The 22,300-nt window shown below is 40.8% G+C and carries 21 protein-coding genes and 2 riboswitches; of the genes, 10 read left to right on the top strand and 11 right to left on the bottom strand.

What is annotated here, in order from left to right; genetic code table 11:
• Positions 1-30: 30 nt before the first annotated feature.
• The 5 genes from ACI48O_RS20170 (at position 31) to ACI48O_RS20190 (ending at position 4,456) form a co-directional block, all read left to right on the top strand.
• Entirely contained in the window at positions 31-705 is a 675-nt protein-coding gene (locus ACI48O_RS20170) for a 4Fe-4S dicluster domain-containing protein (RefSeq protein ID WP_435563629.1), read from the top strand.
• A 28-nt stretch (positions 706-733) separates the two neighbouring features.
• Positions 734-2,827: an aldehyde ferredoxin oxidoreductase N-terminal domain-containing protein gene (locus ACI48O_RS20175; RefSeq protein ID WP_435563630.1), complete on the top strand. Its 2,094-nt coding sequence runs from the start codon at positions 734-736 to the stop codon at positions 2,825-2,827.
• On the top strand, positions 2,808-3,215 hold the full coding sequence (locus ACI48O_RS20180) for a hypothetical protein (protein WP_435563631.1): 408 nt from the start codon (positions 2,808-2,810) through the stop codon (positions 3,213-3,215). Before ACI48O_RS20175 ends, ACI48O_RS20180 begins: the two co-directional genes overlap by 20 nt.
• Positions 3,216-3,343: 128 nt before the next feature.
• Positions 3,344-3,904: a GNAT family N-acetyltransferase gene (locus ACI48O_RS20185; protein WP_435563632.1), complete on the top strand. Its 561-nt coding sequence runs from the start codon at positions 3,344-3,346 to the stop codon at positions 3,902-3,904.
• 78 nt (positions 3,905-3,982) lie between these two features.
• Entirely contained in the window at positions 3,983-4,456 is a 474-nt protein-coding gene (locus tag ACI48O_RS20190) for a redoxin domain-containing protein (RefSeq protein WP_435563633.1), read from the top strand.
• Positions 4,457-4,569: 113 nt separating this feature from the next.
• Here ACI48O_RS20190 and ACI48O_RS20195 read toward each other — a convergent pair whose 3' ends face one another.
• Both ACI48O_RS20195 and ACI48O_RS20200 read right to left on the bottom strand, forming a co-directional pair.
• On the bottom strand, positions 4,570-4,965 hold the full coding sequence (locus tag ACI48O_RS20195; RefSeq protein WP_435563634.1) for a DUF3224 domain-containing protein: 396 nt from the start codon (positions 4,963-4,965) through the stop codon (positions 4,570-4,572).
• Between the two features lie 448 nt (positions 4,966-5,413).
• Positions 5,414-5,704 (bottom strand): hypothetical protein, encoded by a 291-nt coding sequence (locus ACI48O_RS20200; RefSeq protein WP_435563635.1) that lies wholly within the window; start codon positions 5,702-5,704, stop codon positions 5,414-5,416.
• A gap of 233 nt (positions 5,705-5,937) precedes the next feature.
• Between ACI48O_RS20200 and ACI48O_RS20205 the strand changes: the two genes are divergently transcribed.
• Entirely contained in the window at positions 5,938-6,432 is a 495-nt protein-coding gene (locus tag ACI48O_RS20205; protein WP_435563664.1) for a CBO0543 family protein, read from the top strand.
• A 52-nt stretch (positions 6,433-6,484) separates the two neighbouring features.
• Here ACI48O_RS20205 and ACI48O_RS20210 read toward each other — a convergent pair whose 3' ends face one another.
• The 4 genes from ACI48O_RS20210 to ACI48O_RS20225 all read right to left on the bottom strand — a co-directional run bounded on the left by ACI48O_RS20210 (position 6,485) and on the right by ACI48O_RS20225 (position 9,058).
• A complete protein-coding gene (locus tag ACI48O_RS20210) occupies positions 6,485-7,762 on the bottom strand; it encodes an erythromycin esterase family protein (RefSeq protein WP_435563636.1) in 1,278 nt (425 codons plus the stop codon).
• A gap of 4 nt (positions 7,763-7,766) precedes the next feature.
• Positions 7,767-8,144, bottom strand: a complete 378-nt coding sequence (locus ACI48O_RS20215) for a hypothetical protein (protein ID WP_435563637.1) — start codon at positions 8,142-8,144, stop codon at positions 7,767-7,769.
• A gap of 17 nt (positions 8,145-8,161) precedes the next feature.
• Positions 8,162-8,425: a DUF1292 domain-containing protein gene (locus tag ACI48O_RS20220; protein ID WP_435563638.1), complete on the bottom strand. Its 264-nt coding sequence runs from the start codon at positions 8,423-8,425 to the stop codon at positions 8,162-8,164.
• 195 nt (positions 8,426-8,620) lie between these two features.
• Positions 8,621-9,058, bottom strand: a complete 438-nt coding sequence (locus ACI48O_RS20225; protein WP_435563639.1) for a DUF5655 domain-containing protein — start codon at positions 9,056-9,058, stop codon at positions 8,621-8,623.
• A gap of 239 nt (positions 9,059-9,297) precedes the next feature.
• On the opposite strand from ACI48O_RS20225, the gene efeO reads away from it, so the two are divergent.
• The 3 genes from efeO to ACI48O_RS20240 are packed head-to-tail and all read left to right on the top strand — an operon-like array spanning position 9,298 to position 13,230.
• On the top strand, positions 9,298-10,146 hold the full coding sequence (efeO, locus tag ACI48O_RS20230; protein ID WP_435563640.1) for an iron uptake system protein EfeO: 849 nt from the start codon (positions 9,298-9,300) through the stop codon (positions 10,144-10,146).
• Positions 10,147-11,433 carry an iron uptake transporter deferrochelatase/peroxidase subunit gene (gene efeB, locus ACI48O_RS20235; RefSeq protein ID WP_435563641.1) on the top strand — a complete coding sequence of 429 codons (1,287 nt, stop codon included), beginning with the start codon at positions 10,147-10,149 and terminating at the stop codon, positions 11,431-11,433.
• A gap of 33 nt (positions 11,434-11,466) precedes the next feature.
• A complete protein-coding gene (locus tag ACI48O_RS20240) occupies positions 11,467-13,230 on the top strand; it encodes an FTR1 family iron permease (RefSeq protein WP_435563642.1) in 1,764 nt (587 codons plus the stop codon).
• 59 nt (positions 13,231-13,289) lie between these two features.
• Here ACI48O_RS20240 and atzF read toward each other — a convergent pair whose 3' ends face one another.
• The 5 genes from atzF to ACI48O_RS20265 form a co-directional block, all read right to left on the bottom strand.
• Positions 13,290-15,026 carry an allophanate hydrolase gene (atzF, locus tag ACI48O_RS20245; protein WP_435563643.1) on the bottom strand — a complete coding sequence of 579 codons (1,737 nt, stop codon included), beginning with the start codon at positions 15,024-15,026 and terminating at the stop codon, positions 13,290-13,292.
• The gene (gene uca / locus ACI48O_RS20250; protein ID WP_435563644.1) at positions 14,986-18,657 is read right to left on the bottom strand and encodes an urea carboxylase; all 3,672 of its coding nucleotides are present in this window, start codon (positions 18,655-18,657) and stop codon (positions 14,986-14,988) included. Before uca ends, atzF begins: the two co-directional genes overlap by 41 nt.
• A gap of 19 nt (positions 18,658-18,676) precedes the next feature.
• The gene (locus tag ACI48O_RS20255) at positions 18,677-19,327 is read right to left on the bottom strand and encodes an urea amidolyase associated protein UAAP2 (protein ID WP_435563645.1); all 651 of its coding nucleotides are present in this window, start codon (positions 19,325-19,327) and stop codon (positions 18,677-18,679) included.
• Complete coding sequence (locus ACI48O_RS20260) at positions 19,327-20,067, bottom strand: urea amidolyase associated protein UAAP1 (protein ID WP_435563646.1); 741 nt, start codon at positions 20,065-20,067, stop codon at positions 19,327-19,329. The genes ACI48O_RS20255 and ACI48O_RS20260 overlap by 1 nt, the downstream gene beginning before the upstream one ends.
• Positions 20,068-20,123: 56 nt before the next feature.
• A riboswitch (guanidine-I (ykkC/yxkD leader) is annotated at positions 20,124-20,274 on the bottom strand.
• A 100-nt stretch (positions 20,275-20,374) separates the two neighbouring features.
• A complete protein-coding gene (locus ACI48O_RS20265) occupies positions 20,375-21,739 on the bottom strand; it encodes an APC family permease (RefSeq protein WP_435563647.1) in 1,365 nt (454 codons plus the stop codon).
• 63 nt (positions 21,740-21,802) lie between these two features.
• Positions 21,803-21,909: riboswitch (guanidine-I (ykkC/yxkD leader) on the bottom strand.
• A 232-nt stretch (positions 21,910-22,141) separates the two neighbouring features.
• On the opposite strand from ACI48O_RS20265, the gene ACI48O_RS20270 reads away from it, so the two are divergent.
• Positions 22,142-22,294, top strand: coding sequence for a hypothetical protein (locus ACI48O_RS20270; protein ID WP_435563648.1), 153 nt, complete (start codon positions 22,142-22,144; stop codon positions 22,292-22,294).
• Positions 22,295-22,300: the final 6 nt, after the last annotated feature.

The raw sequence follows: 22,300 nt of genomic DNA on the forward strand, positions 1-22,300 counted from the left end.
AGCGGAGGAAATAAAAAGGGGAGCGATAAGATGAGTAAAAAAGAATTTTCTCGCCGTGATTTTTTAAAAATAGGAAGTTCGACTTTAGCTGCATTAGGAGTAGGAACAATAGTTGGCGGATGGTTTGACCTTGGTGATGGCGTCATCGCCCTTGCTGCCTCAGAGGGATATTTGGTGGTTGATACAAAAAAGTGTGCCGGCTGTATGACCTGCATGATGGCCTGTTCTCTTGCGCATGAGGGAAGATCAAACCCGTCTTTATCTCGAATCCAAATTACCCAAAACAATTTTGCAAACTACCCAGAGGATATTTCCATCAATCAATGTCGTCAATGCCCTACCGCACCATGTGTCGAAGTATGCCCGACTAAAGCTAATCACTACGATCCGGACAATGCGAATGTCAGGCTGATTGATCCGAAGAAGTGCATCGGTTGTCAGCAGTGTATCCAAGCTTGCCCCTATACACCAAGCCGGGTAATCTGGAATTTTGAAGATCAACATGCACAAAAATGCGATCTATGTGTTAATACTCCACATTGGAAGGAAGAAGGGGGACCAAATGGTAAGCAGGCATGTATCTCCGTCTGTCCAATGCAGGCGATTAAGTTTACGAACGAAATCCCTATCCAAACAGGAAACAAGGGGTATGATGTAAACCTTCGAACGAAAGAGTGGGCAAGACTCGGAATTATTTCGGAATAACAACAAATGAAATGGGGGTAGTAAAACAATGAAAAATGGTTACGCAGGTAAGATTTTAAGAATCGACTTATCAGGTAAAAAGATTACTTCCATTGATACGAAGAAATATGAGCAATGGGGCGGCGGACATGGAATCGGCTCAGCTCTTTTCTGGGATTTATGTAAAGATAAGACGATAAATGGCTTAGACCCTGGAAATGTCGTAACATTTATGACATCACCTGTTTCTGGGACGATTACTCCCGCAGCTGCTTCGAGAACGGAAGTCCAAGGCATAGGTGTACAAGCTTATCCAAAGGGGTGGTTTACTCGATCCAATTTTGGAGGTCAATTTGGAGCGATGTTGAAATTCGCTGGCTGGGATGGTATTGCCATTGAAGGTAAGGCGGATAAACCAGTTTGGATTGATATTAGAAATGACAAGGTAGAAATTCGAGATGCTATAGGGGTTTGGGGTAAGGATACCTGGGAAGCTCAGGAAATCATTCAAGCCGAGGTGGAGAAGAATTTTAATGAGTGGTTTGATGTGGGGGTTTCTAGAGATGCTGGAAGAACGACACAAAGGCCAGCAGTTGTAGCAATAGGTCCTGCTGGTGAAAATTTAGTTACATATGCCTCTTTGGTTCATGGTTCTGGAAATGGAGCTGGACAGGGTGGGTTCGGTGCCGTTTTGGGAGCAAAGAATTTAAAAGCAATCAGTGTCATCGGGACGGGGAGTGTGGAAGTTGCTGATGCTAATGGGTTATTGGAGGCTCGTATCAATTTACAAAAGAGACGATACAATGTCGATGACCCGCAAAGGAAGAATCAACATGATGAAGCAGATGCGTTATCACCGCTCGGACTGCCTTTTGCACTTTCGAATCTGCCATTACGGGCGCCAGGTTTTGCTGCCCCGGGTGCTTTTCTCCTGCCAACCGAGGAAAAATCAAGACCGAAAGGCTGTGTAGGTTGTTTTATTAACTGTCGAAGAAACAGTGAAACAGGAAGAACGAACGAATCCTCCTGTGTTGATATTGCCTTCTCGAGTGGGTTGGATGGCGATCCCGATGCACAAAAGGATTCGGTGGAATTAATGCAACGATTGGGAATCAATAACTTTGTGTTACTTGTAGCATTACCCTGGCTGATTGCTTTAAATAAAATGGGGATTTTAGGACCAGGAAAACAGGTCCATTCAAATTTGCCTTTTGATCAAGTTACGAAAAACCCGGAGTTTTCTAAAGCGGTCATGAATGCGATCGCCTATCGAGAAGACATTGGTGCTGATTTGGCAGAAGGGCTTGTTCAAACAGCTGAAAAGTGGGGACGACTTGAGGATCTGGACACTGGTTTATTGCGAGTCACATTTTGGGGCTATCCTGAACACTATGATCCACGTATCGAGGTTGAGTGGAGTTATGCATCCATTTTAGGAGACCGTGATTTTAATGATCACGCCCTTAATTGGTACGTTCACTGGGTTCCATTTATCGCAATGCTCCTTGGTGAAGAACCAATCTTATCAGCAGAACAGGTAGCAAAATTAGCAGCAGAAGGATTAGTACCATATAAAGATCCTAAGATGATTGACTATAGTGAAGAGAACATATACTCAGAATCGAAGGCAAAAATGATCTCTTGGATAAAGAGTTACAACCTATTTTGGAAGAACTCAATTGGATATTGTGATTGGGCTTGGCCAGATTTGATTAACCTGAACCAAAAAGATTATAAAGGATTCACTCCGGATGCTGAGCCATTATTTTTTAATGCTGTAACTGGACAAAACATCAGCTTCGAGGATGGTATGAAAATTGGTACGAAGATTTGGAACCTAGACCGAGCCATTTATACGCTGCAAGGAAGACATCGAGATATGGAAGTTCTCTCGGGATATGTTTATAAAGTGCCAAATGAAGCTCCGTATCCAGGACCGATCATAAAAGATGGACAATGGACGTATGATATGGGAATTGGCCGGGTAATGGATCAAAACAAATATGAAGATTGGAAAACCATATATTATACCCTTGAAGGCTGGGATACGAAAACAGGCTGGCCAACACGGAAAAATTTAGAAGAATTAGATATGGGATTTGTAGCAGACGAGTTAGAAAAGCATGGAAAGTTGGGAAAATAATATGAACCGATTATCTGACGTAACAGAAGATATGGCGATTAAACTTCTCGGTGAAGTGGAATTTGGTCAGCATCTTCAAGGCACAAAATTCCATTCGATGTCAGGCGGCTTGCCTGTTATTTTTACAGAGCTACAAGAGGCGAACGATTTTATCCATGTAGGTACCCTTCGAAGTTTATTGATTCTTGGTGGCGGCGGTACCGTTCATTATTTGGATTTTCATAAATTAAAAACGTGGCTTTCAGATGTATTTAATGACCAGGAACTAGCTAACGCGATAGGATTGGAAATTGAAAAAGGTCGCAGCTATGTGGAAACGATGGGACCGATTAAAGAACTGATTGAGGAGCGGCTCAAGCAATGTAGGTCTCTTTTACAACAGATATAACAAAAGAAAAAGCATGTTTTCCGGAAAGGGAAACATGTTTTTCTTTGTATTCTTGGTTATAATTTTTTTAATGACCGATACTAATGAGAATTCATTAAAGTAAACGGGCTAAAAGGGGGTTTTAGCTCATGAAATATATTTCATCCAATCAATGGGATAAAGCTTTGTGGCTAAGAGCGAGAAAAGTATATCAAGAAGCTTTTGGTGAACATAGTCCTAAACCAGAACAGATTATTCAAAATATGTTTTCGAAGCAGCTATGCAATCTCCATATTGCTGATATGGGAATAGATGTTGTTGCCATGGCGTTAACCGGGTCTATTCCAGGTTCGAAGATATTGCTAATTGACTATTTAGCTGTTAGCAAGGATTTGCGGAGAAATGGAATTGGTCAGCAATTATTTGACTACATCAAGAATTGGGCTATGGCGCAAGGTGAGTATGAAAGCATTTTGCTGGAGGTCGAATGTGAGGAAACAGCAGAAAACCTGGACAGAATCCGTTTTTGGGAAAAATGTGGATTTGTTCTTAAAGATGATTATGTTCATCATTATATTTGGGTACCGGAACCATATCAGGCTATGGTACTTGATTTAAAAGATAGTGCAGCAGAAAATTCAAATGCAAATGCAAAAGATTTATTTAAATATATCTCGGAGTTCCATAAAGAGTCTTTTAGACGAAAGTGACAATTAGCCGTATGAAAGTTAGAAACTGGGGAAAATATGTAATGGAGTTGACAAACTTCGAAATGAGGGAGGAATACGATGGAGCTTTCCTTAAAGATTGGCGATACTGCGCCCGATTTTTCATTGCCTGCAACAACAAAGGATCAAATCGCACTTGCAGATTATCGCGGAAAAAAGCATGTGGTGGTGGCTTTTTATGGGATGGACTTTACACCGGGCTGAGTAAAGGAAATTACCTCTTGGAAAGAGGATTATAAAAGATTTGGAGAACTAGATGCAGAAGTATTGGGCATTAGTGCGGATCATGTCCACGCTCACCATGTTTTTGCGGCCAGTCTCGGAACATTGCCTTATCCGCTTTTGTCAGACTGGCATAAGCAAACCATAAAAGGTTACAAAGTGTTTAATGAAAAAGGAGAAGTAGCGATACGTTCGGTTTTTGTTGTGAATAAAGCAGGTGTAATTACTTATCTAAATACCTCTTTTAAAGCCGATAAAAAGGAAGATTATGAAGCGGTCTTTACAGAATTGGGGAAATTAAAGAACCAATAGTATACTCGTTAAAGACATAAGAAATGACGTGTGAAATGGCGCACGTCATTTTGTTTCCTTATTTTTGACCATTTTTGTGGGTCTGGATATAACTAGTATTTTTCATCAATACCTTATAATTGAAAGTCTAAAATTAGTTTACTGGTTTGACCTGTGAACTTATAATTATAGGAACCTTTCAAGCCTTCAAGGTCTCCAGTCGTTTTAATGATAGTTCCAGGTGAATCCAAATTTCCTTTATCAAAAATTCCTTGCTCTATTGCGGTAAACGTGCCTTGTTTACCTTTATAGCTTCCTTCGAAATGTAGATAACCCGATATTTTGGAGGTTGATAAATGACCATCATTTACATTTGTTTCTAAATAACATAATAAATACTCCACAAAAGCGACTCCCTTTAATTCACCGTCAATTTCATATTCAACATGAGCAATATTAATGGGGAAATCTTTTTTTGTGATATCAACAGGCTTTTCATCCCATTTTCTTACTGTGAATGTAACCTCCATATTTGAAAACCTCCTTAAATAAACATTGTTAAATTTGCAGTCTCCTAAATTATACCACTTAAAGCTTTGTAGCAATAATGGCAGCTTATTAATAAGTGTTCATTCATTAAAAAAATATTGAAAAAAGCCAAGCTGGAATCGGTTAGAGGTAACGAGGATAGATGATCGAACGGACATAGGGGACCTTATATTGATAAAAAAATCTTTATTCTAGACTTAAGAGGACACAGGATTCCATATTTATATAAAAACCACTGAAAAATGCCAATTTATCATCAAATAAGGAATCTGTTGTCCGCTTAGCCTATCAAATCAACACTTTTTGTGAAAATAGCGGAACAGATGTCCGCAACAAATAAATTGGAAACAAACTGAACGATAAATTGCAGGTACACAATTTCATTTTCACCTGCAAATTAATATACAAGTTTATATTAGGTTCCTTTTATTAAAATGGATCATTATTTGGATCAGTATACGATTTTATCGCTTGTTCCAAAGCGTTAAATGCCTCACCGAAGGCAGCGGAGGAAGCTACATCCCCAGCGTTTTCTAATTCTCGCTTTGCATTTCTTGCTTGTGTTAAAGCAGTAATCGCATCTTCTAACATGGTACCTCGATCTCCGTATTGCTGTCTCGCAGCTTGTAACTGCTGAATGCTGTGATCCAAATCATGAGAGCCCGGATTATCAAAGGTTTTTTCTAGTTCGTCTTTAATTTGTTGGAGTATTTCTTTCATAACATTTTCCCTCATTTTCTATAGATTTTACCTAACGTATTTTGACCCAAGTTTTTCGTAAGTATTCGCACATCATTAGGATAAAGGTTTGAGGAAAAACTAATGAAATTTATTTTAAGACCTTTACCTTATAAAAAAGAAATCAATTATGGAATTGTAAGAAAAAGGAAATGATAAAAAATAGTCGATTAAAAGGAAGGGTGAAAAACTTATTGCAATTTTCTATCGGAATTATGGTGATCTTAGCTTCATTAAAATGGGGAAATTGGAATAGGTGGCAGCGGTACTATACAACAATGTTGTACATAGTTGCGATGAATCTCCTCTACAAATATTTTGCGCTTAGCAAATTTCATTTATGGAAATTTAGTTCTAATAATTTTCCGTTTTACAATGAAACTGCGTGCTTTCTTCTACACGTCTTTATAATAAATCCCTTATTTACTTTAATTTATCTTTCTAATTTTCCTGAAGAGAATTTGTCAAAAAAGGCAGCTTACATATTAAAATGGGTGGTTGGATTTATCATCATCGAGATGTTGCTTCTTGAATTTAATCAAATTAATTACTATAACGGTTGGCATTTAGGTTGGACAATATTTTTTGATTTATCTATGTTTATCATGTTAAGACTTCACTTTATTAAAAAGAACTTGGCAATATTCTTATCCGTATTTTTTACCCTATTTTATTTATTCACTTTTGGATACTTTCCGATTTCTAAGTAAAACAGCAATAATCGGGGGTGACATGCACCACCCGAAAGAGTGTATTTGCGGTTTATAGGAATACTTTTTCGATTGCCAGCGGTGTTAAAGCATGGGTATCGTGAATATAAATAAAGGAATCATATCGGTCTGACATCACAGAGGGAACATAGTTACCGTATTGTTCGTACCTTGGATTATAAAATACTCCGACTGCACGGTGTCCTAATGAATGATGGAAAATATCTTTATTCTCATTATTAAATACTAGTATCTTATCGCCTGGCCCTGCCTTGTCCATTAAATCCTCCCAGGAACCTGCTTTTGCAGGAGGGATAATCATCCTTTCAAGATTTACACCCCATTGGTCTGCAGCAATGACTGTGCCGTGATGAGTTCCAAATCCAACGATAAAAATGTTATCTTTGCCAGTTTGCTCTCGTAATAGCTGGCCTACGTTTACAATCCCTTCGTTTGCCATATCAGTGGCTCTTGCATCCCCGACATGGGTATTATGCTCCCAAATGATCCCTTTTGCTTTTTTGTTATAGAACTCATCGATTTTATGAATAACTTCAACCATATGATGATCACGAATATTCCAAGATTCATTATCGTCTGTGATCATCGTTCTATAGTAATTTTCAGCATTTGTGGTAATAATGCTATTCACTTCAAGATCGAGGCTGTTTTCTTCGGTCTGCACATTTTTACATTTATTTTTACATATGTCCGTTAAAAGTTTTATGACTTCATCACGACAGCCTTCGTTGTAAAAGGACGCTGACACTCCGTATTTTTCATGTTGACGATTAAATGGTTCAAAGCATTCAAATGCTTTTCTTGCAGTATCTAGGTCCGGCGATTGTATTTCTTCTAAGTACCTTAAAATTTCGTCCATCGATTCCCATAACCATAAACTATAGATATCAATGCCGTAGAAACCAATCTGCTTATCTTTTGGCTTTTTTTGATTGTATTCCTTTAACCATTCAATTAAATCAATCATTTCCTCATTGGCCCACATCCATGTTGGCCAACGGTTAAAAGATTGTAAAACGTCACGAGCAGTCGAACTATCCTGATCGATTCCTTTTATATAACGATTTATATTTTGACATGCGGGCCAGTCGCCTTCAACAGCTAGAAAGGTAAAGTCTTTTTCGACAATTAGTTTTTTTGAAATCTCTGCACGAATTTTATAAAATTCTGATGTCCCATGTGAGGACTCACTAAGTAATACATATTTTTCATCTTTGATTGAATCAATAAGGTGATCCAGATCTTTTGATTCTATGAGTGGACTGGAAAATTCTTTGATTCCTTCAATTATCGTTTCTATTTTGTTCACCCCTCTATTGGATATATTCAGCGTTGTAGGAGTTTTCCCCGGAATGGACGGATAAAAGGGTATCAGCATAGCCGACCAGCCGATTGACAATCTCATCGGAAATTTCATAGACAAGGCGATGAAGCTCTTTCTTATGCAGGGATGGATCATCAAAAATGATCGTCGTACTTATGTTAAAATGTTTCGTATCGTATAGGTTATAATGAATGATCGTTTTACCGGCAGCTCCACCTGATACTGGATCCTGATAACTTGGTAAAAATACATACCATTCCTCTGCGGTAGGAGATCTGTAATTCTTCGTAAATTTGATTCCCTGTATTTCATGATCAATTTGCTTTTTCATTTTTACGTCTATGACGTCTATGATGTTATTTTCCATAAGATTACTCCCATAAGTTAATCAGCTGGGTTAGCATCAACGGCAATCTCGTATGCATCAAGAACCATATCTTTTTCACGATCATCTTTTATACTAACAAGAAACTGGCCGTCTTCGTCATCCTGAACTTGCATGACGTAAAGGTCGTTTTTGTTTTTAACAGATCTTAAAAATGCATAGGTTTTATCTTCCATATCAAATAAAGCTTCGACAGCAAACTGCTTTTCCTCACCATCTTCATCTTCAATCGTTATATAATCTCTTTGATCTTTTTGGTTCAATTAAAACACCTCCATCATTTCGTTTATTTTCTCCAAAATGAAACGGTTTTTATTACAGGGGACAAAAATGCTAAAAAAGCGAATAAAGAGAGTAGATAGGAGCATTACAAAGATTATCTTTTTAAAATCCTCAAAAAAAAAAGCTCAGATTCCTGAGCTTTTTTAGTTTATCGGCAATTTCGCAAAGATTTACTCTTATGTTAAAACGATTAGGTGTTGCTCTTTTTCAGCTGGTTTTACTTTTCTTCCTCTAATTAACGAAAAAGTGTAAGCCTCACATAACCATGTAAAAACTAATTTATTTAAATCCGACTCATCTTGAATGATGATATGGTGTAGCCATCGACCTGGATAAGGCTCAACTGCCTCAACAATTTGTTCATTTTCAATCCGGCGCCCGACACTAAAGGATAAAATAATCGAATTTTTAGGTCGTTTTTTGGACCGTTTTTCTGGAAGCCAAATCCATGCAAATTTTGTGTTGGTACCAAAAGATATTTGTGTTTTCTTAACTTCCACTTCAGCAGGACCAATTGAGTTTATCATTCTTTCAGTTTCCAAATATAGGGCTATTTGACCAGCCTGATGGGAAAAGAAGGATTGGACATTTGGGAAATGCACATCAGTGGACATTTTTTTCACTCCTCTTCAATTATTTAAAAAGGTATATGTGAATTAGCTTCTGCACTATTGATTGTAATGCTTTTTGTTAGAGGCTGCCATTACAGATGTCACTTTCCGAGAAATTTTCACAATAGACACATGAATATTTTTTGTATCTTTAGAATATTTTGTTTGAAAATAATTCTCAATGAAGTTATTATATATTAATGATAATGATTATCATTAATAATTAGCAGGGGAAGTTGCAAATGAAATTACATAAAGTATCAGGAATTCTTTTATTAACAAGCAGTTTATTATTTGGTTGTTCAAGTACGGATCAGAGCAATACGACTGAAAAAGCAAAAGAAACGAAGGATACACAATCCCAAGCTTTGAATGGAGTAACGGATGAATATAGAACGTACGCAATCGGAGAAATCGAGGAATTTGTAAAAGCAACAGAACAATTTACTAATGCAGTGAAAGCCGGGGATATTGAAAAGGCAAAATCTCTTTATGCACCAGCTAGAATGCACTACGAAAGGGCAGAACCGATTGCAGAAGTGTTCGGAGAATTGGACCCCAAAATAGATGCACGTGAAGGAGATGTTCCAGAACAGGAGTGGGGAGGATACCACCGAATCGAAAAGGGACTTTGGATTGACAACACGACCAACGGCTATGAACAGTATGCGGAGCAATTAATGAAAGATGTCCATTTATTGCGCGCCAAGGTGGAAACGGTTGAAGTGATGCCAGAGCTATTAATAACTGGAGCAGTTGATTTATTAAATGAGGTTTCCACTTCTAAGGTAACGGGAGAAGAAGATCGCTACTCTCATACTGACCTTTATGACTTTGCCGCCAATGTTCAGGGGGCTGAAAAAATCTATACACTTTTAAATCCAGCATTAAAAGAAAAAGATGAAGATCTGTCAAAAGAAATTCAAGCACGGTTTGATGCGGTGTATACTCTGTTAAGTCAATACAAAAATGGTGACAAATACAGCCTTTATACAGAATTAACGGAGGCACAGGTAAAGGAATTAAGCCAGGCGGTTGATGCCCTTGCAGAACCGTTGTCACAAATAGGAATTGTTACGGAGGCGTCCTAATTGAAAATTAACACGGATGACCAATCAATTTTTCAAGAGAAAAAATTTTCACGGAGAGAGATCTTGAAAACGGCTGGTGTAGGTGGAGTGGGAATGCTGATTGGCGCTTCTGGTGTAGGAGGCATCCTGACCGCTGCAGAAAATAATTCAAAAAATACAGAGGTACAGTCCGTGGTCCCATTCTATGGCAAATACCAGAGCGGGATCACGACGAAAACACAGAATCATGTCTACTTTGTAGCGTTAGATGTGACAGCATCAAACAAAGAGGAATTAATACGATTATTCAAAGATTGGACGAATGCTACAGCTTTAATGACTGAAGGAAAAGCTGTCGGAGAACTTTCTAGCAATGAGTTTCTTCCTCCAAAAGATACTGGTGAAGCGGCAGGTTTATCCCCATCCAATCTTACGATTACATTTGGTGTAGGTCCGACCCTCTTTTTAAAAAATAATCAAGACCGCTTTGGACTAAAAGATAAACAGCCTAAGGAACTAGTTGACCTTCCTGCCTTTCCGCTTGATGCGTTAGAAGAAAAATGGTCCGGAGGTGACCTTTGCATTCAGGCGTGTGCGGATGACCTTCAAGTCGCTTTTCATGCCGTTCGAAACCTGATACGGATTGCAAGAGGGAAGGCCACATTAAAGTGGGCGCAAACAGGGTTTCAGCGCAGCAAACAGTCCGATCCGAAAAATGAAACACCGAGGAACCTGTTTGGTTTTAAAGACGGGACGGTAAACCCTGATGTAAATAGCGAAAAGGAAATGATGCAGCATGTGTGGGTTCAGTCAGGCGATGGTCCGGATTGGCTCATCAATGGGAGCTATTTAGTCGTTCGAAAAATACAAATGTTTATCGAAGTTTGGGATCGCTCCACATTAAGGGAGCAGGAAAAAACATTCGGGCGTTATCGGGATAGCGGAGCTCCTCTTGGGCAGAAACATGAATTTGATCAGTTAGATTTAGAGAATAAGAATGAAAATGGGGAATATACCATTCCTGTAAACTCACATACCCGCCTATCACGTGGGGACGGCTCCCAGAAAATTCTGCGCAGGGCATATTCTTATTCAGATGGAATGGATGTTAAAACGGGTAGCTTTGATGCAGGTTTGTTATTTTTATCATTCCAGCGCTCTCCAAGTAAGCAATTTATTCCAATTCAAAGTCGGTTAGCTCAAATGGATAAGTTAAATGAATATATTTCCCATCGTGGGAGTGCCGTTTTTGCCTGCTTACCAGGGACCAAACAGGGTGGATACATTGGAGAAACACTATTAAATTAGTATTTTTCTGTTTTTTCATAAGGGGAGAAGGAAATGCAACATTATAAACATAAATGGAAGCTTCTGATTGTTTTAGCTAGTCTGATCGGCTGTTTTTTAGTAATAAAGCCAGTAGCTGCTGCAGAAAATTATGATGAGCTGTTTGTTCTCATTGGTGATAGCTTAATGAAGGCAAAGGAAGGCGATCAGGCATCCGTTTCTAAAAATATGGAACAATTTACGGTCGAATGGAAATCAATTAAAAAGAATGACGGTAAACTTGAAAAAAAGATAGACCAACAGCTCCAAGATGTTCAGACTCTTTTATCAGAAGATAAGCTGAATCAGGAACAACTCATCAAGGCACTTTCCGCACTATCCAGTGCCTTGATAAAATATGATCAACAACAAAATCCTGTTGATAAAGAGGTAGCAAAGGAAAAAGTAAAACAGCTTGTTCCGCTTATTAATAGAATGAAAGAATCGATCAACAACGGAGAGCAAACGGACTGGAGGAAGCAATACCAAGCATTGTTGAACCAATGGACCGCTTCAGAAAAAGCCGTACATGATGAGAGTATTGTGTCTTACGGTAATATTGAAAGGGAATTAGCCATGATCCGGATTGCGATTACTCAAGACCCGCCTGATCCGAACAAAGCACTTAGCAGTCTGGAAAACTTGACGCTTGAAGTGGAGAATTTTGTAACAGGGAAGGTTAAGAACAGGGGAGAGGGGAATTATTCTCTGACAGATTTATCCGCTCTTTTAAACAGAGCAGATAAGGAAATCGCTCAAGATGAACTCAAAAAGGCAAGTGAGACGTTAAATGAAATCCTTTCCATCTGGCCAATGGTTGAAGGGAAGGTCCAAACTCGAGATAGTAAACTATACAGTGATATTGAAACGAAGATTCCAACTGCTATTAGTATCCTTAATTCGCAAAATGGAAAGGCTGAAAAAGCTGAGACTATCGTTACCGAACTAAACTCAAGGCTATCCCCATTGTTAAGTAAAACCAATTATTCGTTCTGGGATGCAGCCCTCATTCTGTTAAGAGAAGGATTAGAAGCATTATTAATCGTGGCAACCTTAATTGCCTTTCTTAAAAAGATGGGGCAAGCAAGTAAGCAAAACTGGATTTGGATCGGGGTAGGAGCAGGGATTGGAGCCAGTGCCTTACTCGCAATCGTAATTAACCTCGTATTTTCACAAATCACGGCGGCATCGAGTCGTGAATATATTGAAGGATTTACCGGTGTGATTGCGGTTATTATGATGCTAACCGTGGGGGCTTGGCTTCATAATAAGTCAAACATTGGAAATTGGAGTAAATATATAAATCAGCAAATGGCACAAGCATTAGCGAAAGGAAGTCTAATCTCCTTTGCGGTTATTAGTTTTCTGTCCGTATTTCGTGAAGGTGCTGAGACGATTATTTTTTATGCAGGGATTACACCATATATTAGTTTACAGCAACTTGTTATCGGAGTTGTTTTGGCGCTGGTCATTCTGATTGTCGTTGGCTTCGCGATTATCTATTATAGTGTGAGAATTCCAATCGGCTTATTTTTTAAAGTGGCCACCGTGCTAATCTATCTCCTAGCATTCAAAATACTCGGGATTAGCGTTCACGCTTTGCAAATTTCAAATGTCCTGCCGACCACGACAGTGGAGGCTTTACCGTTTGTCGATCTCCTTGGATTGTATCCAACATGGGAGACAACCATCTTCCAACTGATATTGCTTGCGATTATTCTGTTAACAACTTTCATTATTAGAAAAAAGGAGTGTAAATTGCGTACGACTTCTAGTTAAAAAAGGCTGATGGAGCTCTCCATCAGCCTTTTTATATCTTTGTAGAAATGAAGGCCAGGTTATACGTAGCGCCAGCCTCCGTAATAGGAAATATCTTCAGCTCCTTCCGCCGCTGCCCCTTCACATATAAAGCCAGGTACAATACTTCCATCTTCAAGCTCAACTTTTCCGATTCCAAGCGGTACAGGAATCCCTACTGTAAAGGCTCCGAATTCTGACAGTGGCATCTGCCAAAGCTCTATTTCAAACGAGGTGCCATCTACATTTTTTCGGATTAACCCAGGTTTTGGCGGAGTCGACGGCAATTTTACCATTTTATAGTTAGGAGCTGTTTTCGCTTCTCGTACAAATTCCGCCCCATGCTCGAGCATTTGCTTTTCAAGCGGGAAGCTGCGCATATGAAGCCCGCACACTGCTACTAAGGTAGTAGATTCGTATACAGGGGAAGGAACCCCATTTAAAAATAAATCGGCAAGACCCGAAATGAAATGCTCATTTTCTTTTGCTGAAAACAGTGTGATTCCAAACGGGAGATTTTCAGCGGCATCTGGTGCAGGAATGGCCACAGAACAAAGATCAAGAAGATTACAGTGATTCGTATAAAGCCCCATCTTACTATTCGTTTCAATTGGATTTTCTCGAACCATCGAACGAGGCCATGTGCCACCTGAGGTTGGCATCATCAGGACTGCATTTTGAAATTGTTGATGTGCTTTTTGTTTATATTCTTGGAGCTTGTGCATTGCTTTAAACAGAGAAGCAGCATCGAACTCAGCTTTGGCTCCAGACCGGAGCACCTCCTCTGTTACCGGAAATGCAACCCCCTCGTTTTCTAAAATAAAACCACCTAAATCCGCCCAACGTTCTGCCACCCAAGGACCTTCATAAAGAATAGAGGCCGCTTCGGATAAATAGCTGCTATCGATATATTCTACCGGAATATTTAACTTGTTTATTTTTTCAACAGCTTTCAACCAAGCTTCTTTATATTGGTCAGCGAAAGGACCAAAAAATTCTGGATTCTCGATCAAGCATATTTTTTCCGGAAGGGAATTCTCGCGTCGGTTAATCTTTTGAGACCATGGGTCAGTACCATCAAAACCACGCGCCATCTCATCGACAAGCAGAGCCTCTTCAAGACTATTAGCAAAAACAGTCACACAATCCAAACTTGCACAAGCTGGGACAACTCCTTTAACCGGCCATGCCCCAAGGCTCGGTTTATATCCAACAAGGCGGTTCAAGGCAGCTGGAACACGTCCTGAACCAGCCGTATCAGTACCCAGTGCGAAGGCGGCTAAGCCACGGGCAACTGCAACCGCAGACCCAGAGCTCGAGCCGCCGCTGATCAAATCCGGATTAAGCGCATTGCATGTCTCGCCATACGGACTTCTTGTTCCAACAAGTCCGGTAGCAAATTGATCGAGATTTGTTTTTCCAACAGGTATAGCACCCGCTTCAATCAGTCTTAACACAACGGTGGCATCAGCATCAGGAGTATAGGCAAATTCTGCGCACCCTGCCGTTGTAGGGATTCCTGCTAAATCAATATTGTCTTTAATGGCAAATGGGATGCCCCAGAGTGGAGTCTGCTCCGGGTCCATCTCCTTCAATCTCTCCAAATAAGGATAGATCCATTCCAAAGAGGGCTTGGTTATCCAAATATTATACTCTGAATCTTCTTCCGCACGACTGATAATATTAGCAATCACGGTCTCTGGTGTTAGCTGTTTCGTTAAATACTTGTCTCGCAGTTCATAGATTGACAACGTTTTTAAATGGTTCGTTGTTTTCATCAATTTCACCTCGTCTTTGTTTTGTTATCGAAACAATCAACTGACCAGCATGTACCTCATCACCTGGTGATACGTGGATGGATTCAATAAAACCATCGAACGGAGCAGTTTGTGGGAATTCCATTTTCATACTTTCCTCAATTATCAGAGTATCGCCTTTCTTTACTTCATCACCTGGCGATACCAGCACTTTCCAGACACTGCCTGGCATCGAGCAGCGAACGGCTTCCGCTCCTTCGGGGACCACTTCTTCAGGAACCTCAGTACCTTCATGCTCTGAAACATATTCAGCAAGGCCCAGTTCCTGCCATCTCTCGCGCTCTGCATGGAATGCAGCCTGTTGTGTTTGTCGAAAAGCATCCGTACTATCTTTAATAGAATCGAGGAAATCTAAATATTCTCCAAGCTTAAATGTCGTTTCGGTAATTTCCACTTCAAAACGACCGCGAAGGAAATCTTCACGCATTTCGAGCAATTCGTCTGCTGTCACCGGATAAAATTGAATTTGGTCAAAGAAACGGAGCAGCCATGGTTTGCCTTCTTTGAAGCTTTCCGTTTCCCGAAGTCGGTTCCACATTTGAACGGTCCGACCAACGAATTGATATCCTCCGGGACCCTCCATGCCGTAGACACACATATAAGCACCACCAATTCCCACTGCATTCTCAGGAGTCCATGTCCTAGCTGGATTGTATTTGGTTGTAACCAAGCGGTGACGCGGATCAATTGGCGTTGCTACAGGAGCTCCGAGGTACACATCACCAAGTCCAAGGACAAGATAGTTTGCGTCAAAAACGATTCGCTTCACATCTTCAATTTGATCAAATCCATTTACACGTCGGATAAATTCTAAATTACTTGGACACCAAGGTGCATCTGGACGGACATTTTTCTGATAACGATCAATCGCCAGCTGTGTTGCTGGATCATCCCAAGAGAGAGGAAGCCGGACAATCCGAGATGGGACTTCCATTTCTGTAAGCGGAGGCAGACTGCGATCAATCTCTTCAATGATTAAACAAAGCTCTCTAATCGACATTTTAGAAGAATCGATATGAACCTGCAGTGAACGAATGCCAGGCGTTAAATCTAACACCGGTAGGTCATCGCGCTTATTTATCGCTTCCATTAAGGCATGAATCTGAAAACGAAGCAGGAGATCAAGTTCCATTTCTCCATACTCAATCAACATGTGCTCGTCACCCGCAGCCCGGATTGTCATTGGAAAACGGTTATCATTCCGCGTTACTAACACAGGATAATCCGGAGATAACCGTACCGCTTTTGCAGGCAAGCTAGGGAGGGGGGTAAATGAAACGCCATGTTCGCTTTCGCCAATTGAACCTAAAAACTGCTCCTGTACATCTCGTAATTCCTTTGCTTCCTCAAGCGTCAAAAGCTGGAAGCGAATCCTGTCGCCCGCATGCAGTTGACCAATTTTCCAAAATTCTGCTGAAGCGGTTGTTACCGGGCAAACAAATCCGCCAAGACTCGGTCCATCAGGTCCAAGTAAGATCGGCATATCTCCTGTTAAATCCAATGTACCGATTGCATAGGCGTTATCGTGAATATTAGAAGGGTGCAAGCCCGCTTCACCGCCATCCTCGCGGGCCCAAAGCGGAGCAGGGCCAATTAAACGAACACCTGTGCGGGAACTGTTAAAGTGTACTTCCCAACTCGTCTCAGTTAGCTGTTTCAAATAATTCGGCAATAGAAATTCTTCAGTGGAATGAGGCCCTGGAATCACGCCGATCGTCCATTCTTTGGTTAGAGTAGGGCGGTGGCTGTTCGGAAGCGCTAATCCGTTTAAAGCATTTTTTATACTATGTTTGATTCGTAACACATCTCCCGTTCTTAGTGCTCTGCCACCATGTCCGCCAAATCCACCGAGAGTGAAAGTGGAGGCGCTCCCGAGTTGAGCAGGAATATCGAAACCGCCCCCGACCAAGAAATATGTGCGCATTCCAATCATCGCTTCACCAAAGCTAAGCACTTGACCTCTTTTTGCATGCACCACTTTATACATTGGGATAAGTGAATCATCGATCGTTGCATTCATATCGGCACCCGTTAAGCAGAAGGAAGCATCACAACGAAAGCGATAGGAGCCCCCGCGTAGCGTTAATTCAAGCCCCGGCGCGCTTTCATCATTGCCAAGAAGTTTGTTACCGATGCGAAAGGAAAGGGGATCCATCGGTCCACAAGGCGGTACACCAACATCCCAATGTCCAATCCTTCCCGGCCAATCCTGAACAGTTGACTGTATACCCCCATCTAATACTTCAATCGCTTCTTCATTTGGCGAAAAAGCCTTTAACATTCCTGTAGAAACATTACCGGCGCGTACATCTTCTTCCGCTAAAAGCGCCTGCAAATACTGTAGATTTGTTGTAACTCCATAAAGTCTAGTTTCACTCAATGCTGCCGTTAACCGGTCAATTGCTTCCTCACGAGTATCCCCATGGACAATAATTTTTGCCAGCATCGGATCATAAAGAGAGGTGACCGTAAGTCCTGCACGAACCCACGTTTCAATCCTTGCTTGTTCAGAAAAATAAACCTGGTCCAGCTTCCCGCCGCTTGGGCGGAAATCATTTAAACAATCCTCAGCATAAATTCGCGCTTGAATGCTGTGACCTTTCGGTGAAGAAAAAAGGGTGTCAAGCGAACGCAACTCTCCAGCTGCTTCAAGGATCATCCACTCAACCAAATCAACATTTAATACTTTTTCGGTCACCCCGTGCTCCACCTGAAGACGTGTATTCACTTCAAGGAAATAAAAGCGCTCCACATCCGGATCATATAAAAATTCCACTGTTCCTGCACTGCGATAGCCGACTTCACTAGCTAGTCGTTTTGCTGCAGCTAACATTTCTTCCCGAATCTTTTGAGAGAGGCAAGGAGCAGGACTTTCTTCCACGACCTTTTGATTGCGCCGTTGAATCGAACAATCGCGTTCGCCAAGTGCAGCAACTTCGCCAAATTCGTTTCCGAAAATTTGTACCTCGACGTGACGTGCCTTCTGAATATACTTTTCTAAAAAAACGCCCCCATTATTAAAATTGGTTTCAGCGAGGCGGCCAACAGAATCAAAGGCTTCTGTTAAAGAGGCTTCGTCATGGCACACACGCATCCCGATTCCACCGCCACCGGCTGTACTTTTTAACATCACCGGGTAACCAATTCGCTCAGCTTCAGAAAGTGCACTGTACAAATCTGTGATGAGGGAAGTTCCTGGTAAAAGCGGTACACCTGCTTTAACGGCAACTTCACGGGCTGAATGTTTTAAGCCAAACAGTTCCATTTGTTCCGGTGTAGGACCGATAAACGCTATTCCATTTTCACGACAAGCTCGTGCGAAGTCAGCATTTTCACTAAGAAATCCATAGCCTGGATGAATGGCGTCAGCACCGGTGTCGAGGGCAGTTTGTAAAATGAGCTCAGCATTTAAATAGCTATCCTTTGCTGCACCCTCCCCAATTAAAATGGCTTCATCGGCAAGGTCCACATGCAAACTGTCTTGGTCGGCTTTCGTATAGACGGCAACAGAAGCGATCCCCATTTTTCGTAATGTACGTTCAATTCGAACGGCAATGGCGCCGCGGTTGGCGATTAGTATTTTTTTAAACATGTTCATCACTCCTTGTAGATTAGTTATTCCAAATCAACAGCTGAATCGGTGTTGGATTATAGGCGTTGCACGGGTTGTTGAGCTGCGGACAATTACTGATGACGACAATGGTTCGATTAATTGCTTGCATTTCAACGTATAAGCCAGGGGAGGAAACACCGTCCGCAAAGGTCAAACCGCCATCAGGTGTTACAGGTACATTCATAAAGAAATTGACGTTTGGAGCAAGATCTCTTTTTGAAAATCGGCTGTCGTATTTGGACAACTGCAGCATAAAGGTGTCGCGGCAGTTATGCATTGGCAAAGTATCGTGGGAATATCGTACCGTGTTGCTTTGCGCAGAACACGCTCCGCCAAGTGTATCGTGGCGACCGCACGTATCGGCAATGATTTTTACGAGTTCGGTTCTGGATTCGGATAACAGGACGGACCCTGTAGACAAATACACATTTCCTTGTTGTTGAATGGTATTAACAGCACTGTAGTGATCAGCCAAATTATCTGCATTATAGAAAAGGGTGTCAGCTGCTTGATTGCCACCTAAATCGACAATCCGTAACACCTGACCGGGGTCGAGCATATAGGTCCAGCCGTCTCCAGCGAGAATCGTTTTATTATAAAAGGCCTCTTCGACTTTTCGATCACTTTTCACATAGTTTAAAACTGCCATTATAGACTTCCTCCTTTTGTCAGTAGTAGATAATCCCAAGTATTTTCAAATGCCCGTCGGTTTTCTGGACGATGATTAAGGCAAACATCATCCTCCTGTAACGGTTCGGCATCGGTAATCGATAAGTTGATTGGGGTGGAAGGGTATGTGCGACTTGGATTGAGCGGGTTTGGTGTATTGGATACCACCATTAGCACATCCATTTCCGTTCTGAGAGTGATCGTATCCCCCTTTTTTGCGTGACCAGCAACAAACTGCATGTTGCCATCCTCATCACAGTAAACTTTGGAGAATAAATTTAATACCGGTCCAAGGTCACGTGTTGTTAACCCATTTCGAAATAACTCAACTGCTAAATTTTCTTCACCGCTTCGGTACCAATCGTTGCGGCAATCTTGGTAGGTTGTTTTTCCATACTTTTCATCTATTTGAGTTCTTGTGTTATAGCCTGAGATTGTATCGTGCCAGCCAAGTGAATCTTGAATAATACTGGCAAGAACACGGCCGTTATCACTCATGAGGACATTACCGGTTGTTAAATGAGCTGTGTGCTGTGCTTTTAACGTATCAGGCATGTTATAGCGTTCGCTGAGGTCATTTGCGTTATAAAAAAGGAGGGAGACGTTAGCGCCATCCTGTAATGCGGTAAAGGTTAACTTTTTTCCTCGGGCAATCCGGCTAGACCATTTGCCGCCTTCTGGGATTGTTTTGGATAAAATGAAAGCTGAAGTTGTGTTCATTTAGATTTCCTCCTTGTTTTTTGAATAAAAAAAGGATAAAAGACAGAGAGATTTAAATCTCCCAGGCTTTTATCCTTCCGTGTATACAGCAGGTGTGCTGTACGCTCTCTCTCGGACCAGGCTTTAAAGAAATTCCTAAGCAAAATGTGTTATTTAAGATAACACCCTGCTTATTGATCTTTAAACGGAACCCTAGACAGCTTTTTGTTTCCAACGCATTGTGGAAACCAATATAAAAACATTAGTGGTGGTAGTGTTGTTTTTAGTATAATCGTTAGATTTAAATGGAAACAACTAGTCTGTTAGATTATCTAACATAGTTTTTGCTGTATTGATCTACAGAGGCCATGTCAATTTTCGTTGTGTTCATTCTTGACCATTCCTTTTTAATAAAAAGGTAAACGATACCAACTGCGACCCAGATAGCCCCGATCGTCAATGTGTTTTTATCAAGCAAGGTGAGGAGCCAGCCAATAAAACCTGCCCCAATAAGAGGGAAGACGAGATATAAAAAAGTATCCTTCGCTGAACGTCGTTTTCCTTTTATGTAGTAATGCGATACAACCGACAAATTCACAAAAGTGAAGGCAGTTAATGCTCCGAAACTGACAAACATCACGGCTGAATCAAGATTAATAAAAACTGCTGACATCGAGATGACGGCAACAAATAAAATGTTGGCAACAGGTGTTTGATATTTTGGATGAAGCGATGTAAAAAGCTTCTCAGGCAAAATCGATTCTCTTCCTAATGCATAAAGGAAGCGGCTGACACTTGTAACAGAGGAAACGCCCTGGGTAAAGGTGGCAATAATCAGCACCATGATAAAGATTGTACTTAATAGATTCCCGCCGACGAGCTGAACGAGACTATATGCTGCATTATCCGGGTTCGTAAAGGTGAAATCTGGATAAGCCACTTGTGTTAAATATGCTATTGCGATATACATGGATGCAGCAATCAGAACAATCAGAAAAATCGCTTTAGGGATCGTCCGTTTCGCATCTATCGTCTCCTCTGCCATTGTTGTTACTGCATCAAATCCAAGAAAACAGAAGCAGATTAAGGCTGCTCCTGAAAATACAGCACTGAATGAAACATCCTCACCAAAAAACGGAGTTAAAGAAAATAATGATTCCGCAGCAGTATTACCTGTCAGTACGTCTTTTGCGGTCAGAATACAAAAGAGAAGAATGAAGCCAATTTGAATCAAAACAGACAGGCCGCTTACACTGGCTACGGATTTGATGCCTATTATATTGACCAGCGCAAGGACAATATTCATGATGATGATCCAGACAAAAACAGGAACCTTTGGAAATTCAGTGTTCATAAAGATTCCAAAGGTAAGAATCGCAATAATCGGAGAAAAAATATAATCCAACAGGAGAGCCCAGCCAACCAGGAAGCCTGCCCGAGGATGAATCGCCCTTTTTGTATACGTGTAGGCAGAACCTGAAATTGGATAAGCTTTAACCATGCGGCTGTAACTGTATGCGGTAAAGAAAATCGCTAGAAAAGCTATCACATAAGCAGCTGCCATCATTCCATCGGCTGCTTCATTGGCCACGCCGTAGACAGTATAAAAAATCATCGGTGTCATCCAAGCGAGGCCCATAAAGACGATTTGGTGAAGTTTTAGCGTTCTAGCTAGAGTTGGTTGTCCTTTCATTCCCATCACCCTTTTCCTAATTATCAGGAAAAAGAGAAAAGCCCGGAAGAATTTTTTAGGAAATTCTCCCGGGCTTTTCTCCCTCCGTGTATACAGACTGTGCTGTACGCTCTCTCTCGGACCAGACTTTAAAGGGGGAAATTTTAAACGGAACCCTAGAGAGCATTGTCGTTCTTTTTGAAAATAAAGAACATCTTATGTAGTTGTTAGTTTGAAGTATATCGAGGGGGAATCATGCCTTCAACTTTTGTGTTAGATTATCTGACAGAGAATTTTCGGAAATATATCATGTAATGAATAGGAGGGGGTAATTCAGGCTCAAAAAAAAGAGGTTTGTGTTAAACTAGGAATAGTATTATTTAATTCTGTTTTGTACCTGCATACTGTTCCGGAGGGAATTTATTGATGAATAAAGAAAGTGAATACATACAGGAATTTAAAAAAAGACTCTTAGAATTAAAACCTATTGTTATAGGTGAAAGCGAGATACAGGAAAAGCCATTACAACAAAATGAACAATCCAGTATAGACCTGCAAACTAAAAAATCTAATTAGATTGGA

This window comes from Neobacillus terrisolis, from assembly GCF_051233475.1.
Classification (GTDB): Bacteria; Bacillota; Bacilli; order Bacillales; family Cytobacillaceae; genus Bacillus_BU.